Source organism: Mesorhizobium sp. M0208, from assembly GCF_040322015.1.
Taxonomy (GTDB): domain Bacteria; phylum Pseudomonadota; class Alphaproteobacteria; order Rhizobiales; family Rhizobiaceae; genus Mesorhizobium.
On the sequence record NZ_JAMYSP010000096.1, the window covers coordinates 1 to 3,925 of the forward strand.

The following is a 3,925-nucleotide window of genomic DNA, read 5'->3' on the forward strand; positions in this document are numbered from 1 at the left end:
AGGAACTCATGAAGTGGACCGAGAGGGGACCGAAGTGGAATCTGGCGGTGCAAGCCTGCAGCGACGCCTTTGAGGGCCGGGTGTCGCCCAACGATGTCCGTAAGGCTTTCGAGGAAGCTGCCGAGGAGGAGGGTATGCTCTTTCTGGATTAGGAAGCTGTAAGGAGGGGACCGACCCGGGATCAATTGTGCCCGCCGTTCTCGACACTCCCGCCTTGGGGCGTGACAGCCCTCATGTGAACTTCATCGCTGGGGACGAAAGAACCTCTGAAGCAGCGGAGTTCGGACGGGTCCTTTGAGGCGATCGCCGCCACGACCAAACCCAAGACAAGCGAAATGGCCAGGGCGACGCCTACCGGAAGATAATGCATACCGGCTTCGTACCGACCGCTCCGACAACCGTCGACTAACGTTTGGAAACAGTCCCGTCACGACCTCAGGCATGCCTAACAAACGGTTAACCGTCACTCATTAGCACGAGAGCGAACCCTTGGCAGTCGGTCGCCGGGCCGAGGATGTATTCACATTTTTACTCAAATTGATTCGGAATAGTTTTCTACTCGTAAGTCATCATCGCAACATACCCAGGATCAAGTAAGTCAAAATCTCTCTGAGTGCGTTGTCAGTGCAGTAGCAGTCATCGTTTCTGCTGCTGAGACGCACCAGGTAAAGGAGAGTGTCATGGCAAATGTCCTTAAGAGTTTCGCCACGGCTTTGGCCAGTGGTGCACTGGTTTTATCTTTATCTTTCCCCTCCAGCGCAGCCGGCGTTGGCGTCGGTGCAGGCGTAGCAATTGGTGGGACAGGCGGCATCAAGGCTGGTCTCGGCGCTTCAATCGGCGGCAGTGGCGGCATCAACGCGGGGGCCGGCGCCTCGATTGGTGGACGCAGCGGAGTCAATGCCGGTGTAGGCGCTAATATAGGCGGCAGTCGGGGCATTATCGCCGGAGCCGGCGCGAACATTGGCGGCAGGAGTGGCGTCACCGCCGGTGCTGGCGCAAACATAGGTGGCACTAGCGGCGTCACTGCTGGCGCGGGTGCTAACCTAGGCGGCACGAGTGGTGTCGCTGCTGGCGCCGGTGCGAATGTCGGTGGCGCGGGCGGCGTTGCAGCGGGCGTAGGAGTCAATGTCGGTGGCACGAGTGGTATCGGTGTGGGCGCCGGTGTCGGCGTTGGTGGCGGTACCGTTCCCGGCACTCCCGGAACGCCAGGGACACCTGGAACACCAGGGACGCCCAGCACTCCCGGCCTGCCGACCGTGGTCGCCCAGATGTCCAGCAGCCAACTGATACGCATGAAAAAGCGCTGTGTCGACGTGCTCAGCAGTGAAGGGACGTATGACAGTGATCTGCGTCAGCTTTGCATGCTGATCGCGCGCCGCTGAGGAGAGTGCTGCGTTAACGGGAGCGTCGAATCGGCCGTGCAGGCTTTGACGACACTCTCCTGGCCTCGCGGCCGGGCCCGTCACTCGCAAGGTGGCGGGCTTCTCTGCGTCAAGGTCGCTGCGTTGAGGGTTGTCCGCAACCCGGACTGTCTGAGGTGGCGAGAAATGGAACTTATTCGCTGGCGTACCATCTTCGGCGGTGCCATCCCCTGCTAAACCCATGGCTCAAAGCAGGGGCCGCTAGGGCCAGCTCACGCCCCAGGGCAGCGTTGGCGATAAGAAGCGCCTTGACTGCTTCTCTGGCACCACCATGGGCAGCTATGGCTTCGTCGGTCGCAAGCTCCCAGTCGGCAGGATCAACTTGCTGTTCCTGCGATCTCTGGGTTTGTTCTCCCATGGCTGTTGCCCGCCTAGCGCGTCGCCCGGCGTGGGACCGAAAGCCTGCCAAGCTGTTGCTGAAGGCGCCCATTGAGGGCGATCATCTCCTTGAGCGCCTCGCGAGGATTTTCAGTCACACATGTCGGCCCAAGGGCTGTTCCGTCAGCCGTCAATGATTTCGTCAGGATCCACTTCCGGCCATTGCATTCGTCTCCATAGTCAATCTCGGCCTAGCGGAGTGCGTCGCCGGATTGGAGTTCAAATGACCGCACACGCGGCGCTGAATTCGAGCTTGCCGCGCGGAAATGGTTCCTGCCCTGCCCTAACCAAAGATTGCAGATAAGAATCCCTTTGAACTGCCCGGTGGCAGAGAAGGGATATTGACAGCATCGCTGTCGAAAAACCGGACATCGGGCCACGATCGATGCCCAGGGCTCCTTCTTACGCGCAGTAACTCTGAAACAAATCCTGCCGACACGCGTTCCAGCATTGCGGGCGGCGTTGCCGGAGGACCCAATGCCCGACGAATACAATGACATCGTCATCCCCCAAAACCACGATGCATCGCCACTTCGGGAGGAGGAGTATTTCGTCGTCTGCCCGGCGTGCGGCCAGGCGTTCGACATCAGGTGTATGGCAGAGGCGCTTCACCATAACGAGTTGGGCCACCAGCCCTACGACCTCGACTCGTAGTCGGCAGCTACTGACGAAGTCGAGCCTGGTCGAGACCAACACCGAGGGTAAGTTCTCGCTCATCTGGCCGGCGTTGCGGTCTGATCGGCTTACAAGAATCCTCGTCGCGAGGCGCAGCTTCGCCGGCACGCTATGTCGTGACAGATACCTTGCGGGCTTCAGCGACGACTTCTTGCCGTTGCGGTTGTTGTCGATGCGGACGAGGCTGTCACCGGCCGGGTTGTTCACACAGGGCGACGCGCTTACTCCCCCAACCATGTCGTTCCGTCACGACGCTCCGAGCAGACCTATTGCCGGCGTCGGGAGCCGGGAGGATGGGTAAGAACCGGGGCCCGTCGCGGTTGAACTCGCCGAAGGGCGACCAAGCCCTCATTGCAGAGAAAGGTTGCGGTCGAGCGGGATGCCCGGCTTGCCTTCACACGAGGTCTCCTTCCACAGCGCACTGCGACGCGTCATGGACGGACGCGCCGCCTGTTGCCGAGAGCGACGATTGCGACTGCGCGAATGCCGGACGTCAGGTGAAGCGCGGTCGCGATAGGCCCAGATCTGACTTGCTTCACCAGTAATCCGAAGAGCGCCAGGGACGCACTAGGTGAACTCATGCCCTTAACAGTCGAGCGCCCATTTATCCGTTCGTCCACCCCATATGGACAGCGCCGCACGCCTGGTTGGCATCTTCCCCGCGCCGACACCGGCTGTTGTCTCGCCTGAGCGTTAACCCGTTGAAGCCCGGCGGTGCTTTCTCAGCCTAGTGATCGCCGACTTGTCGACAGTAATCACCCCGCCGCAGTCGATGCGCACAGTGAGTTTGTTCCCTCCGCAATCGGGGTGACGTCCCCAACAAGAACCACTCGGTCGCCGGCGCGGACTTTGGGTGGCGGATCAATCGTATAGGGATGGTCATACGAAGGAATGCTCACCCTGGCGCGCCCGCTGGGGAGAATCGCGATGACGATACCTGCTAGCGCAACCTCATCGCCGACCTCAAATTCACGGGGCATGTTAACGTGCAGCATGGTGTTCCTCCCGATGCTTTCCTAATTCACGCTTTGCTAAATTAATGCCCGGCCAACCAGGTTGGTTGCTTGCAATCGACTTCGTACGGTTCCGCACAATTCCAGCTGGGGTATGCAACTCCCAGTTGGCCTCGGATCGGCCTTGTGTGCGTCAATTCTACAGAAATGGTTTTAACATTTCAGCGATGACCTTGGCGCCCGCCCAACCACGTGTTAGCGAAGCGACGGACTTCCTCTCGGTCCGGCGATGGCCATAAAGGCGGTGCGTGGAGCGGAGGAACGCCGACGCCGGAAACAGGTATCGAGTGCTGTTCCCAAAGTGACGGCTCCCTCGGAGCGGAAGTTGAACACCGGCCACCGTTAGGTCCGGCTCCAAACGTCAGAGAAGCCGCTCGACGGCTTTACCTGCAACGCTGGTTATTGGAGCCGGCTCGTCAATGCGGGTGTCGTGCGCCT

4 protein-coding genes are annotated in these 3,925 nt (G+C 60.2%); 3 read left to right on the forward strand and 1 reads right to left on the reverse strand.

The genetic code is table 11. The features are described 5' to 3' along the window. The first annotated feature begins 8 nt into the window (after window positions 1–8). The 3 genes from NKJ17_RS33635 to NKJ17_RS33645 all read left to right on the forward strand — a co-directional run bounded on the left by NKJ17_RS33635 (window position 9) and on the right by NKJ17_RS33645 (window position 2,453). Entirely contained in the window at window positions 9–152 is a 144-nt protein-coding gene (locus tag NKJ17_RS33635) for a DUF982 domain-containing protein (protein WP_352692007.1), read from the forward strand. A gap of 528 nt (window positions 153–680) precedes the next feature. Next, complete coding sequence (locus NKJ17_RS33640; RefSeq protein ID WP_352692003.1) at window positions 681–1,382, forward strand: hypothetical protein; 702 nt, start codon at window positions 681–683, stop codon at window positions 1,380–1,382. A gap of 894 nt (window positions 1,383–2,276) precedes the next feature. After that, the gene (locus tag NKJ17_RS33645; RefSeq protein WP_352692004.1) at window positions 2,277–2,453 is read left to right on the forward strand and encodes a hypothetical protein; all 177 of its coding nucleotides are present in this window, start codon (window positions 2,277–2,279) and stop codon (window positions 2,451–2,453) included. A gap of 776 nt (window positions 2,454–3,229) precedes the next feature. Here the strand turns inward: NKJ17_RS33645 and NKJ17_RS33650 are convergent. Beyond that, window positions 3,230–3,469, reverse strand: coding sequence for a hypothetical protein (locus NKJ17_RS33650; protein ID WP_352692005.1), 240 nt, complete (start codon window positions 3,467–3,469; stop codon window positions 3,230–3,232). Window positions 3,470–3,925 lie beyond the last annotated feature (456 nt).

Coding starts and splice junctions, on each gene's coding strand:
- NKJ17_RS33640 (WP_352692003.1), top strand. CDS start 681: ATGGCAAATGTCCTTAAGAGTTTCGCCACGGCTTTGGCCAGTGGTGCA.
- NKJ17_RS33635 (WP_352692007.1), top strand. CDS start 9: ATGAAGTGGACCGAGAGGGGACCGAAGTGGAATCTGGCGGTGCAAGCC.
- NKJ17_RS33645 (WP_352692004.1), top strand. CDS start 2,277: ATGCCCGACGAATACAATGACATCGTCATCCCCCAAAACCACGATGCA.
- NKJ17_RS33650 (WP_352692005.1), bottom strand. CDS start 3,469: ATGCTGCACGTTAACATGCCCCGTGAATTTGAGGTCGGCGATGAGGTT.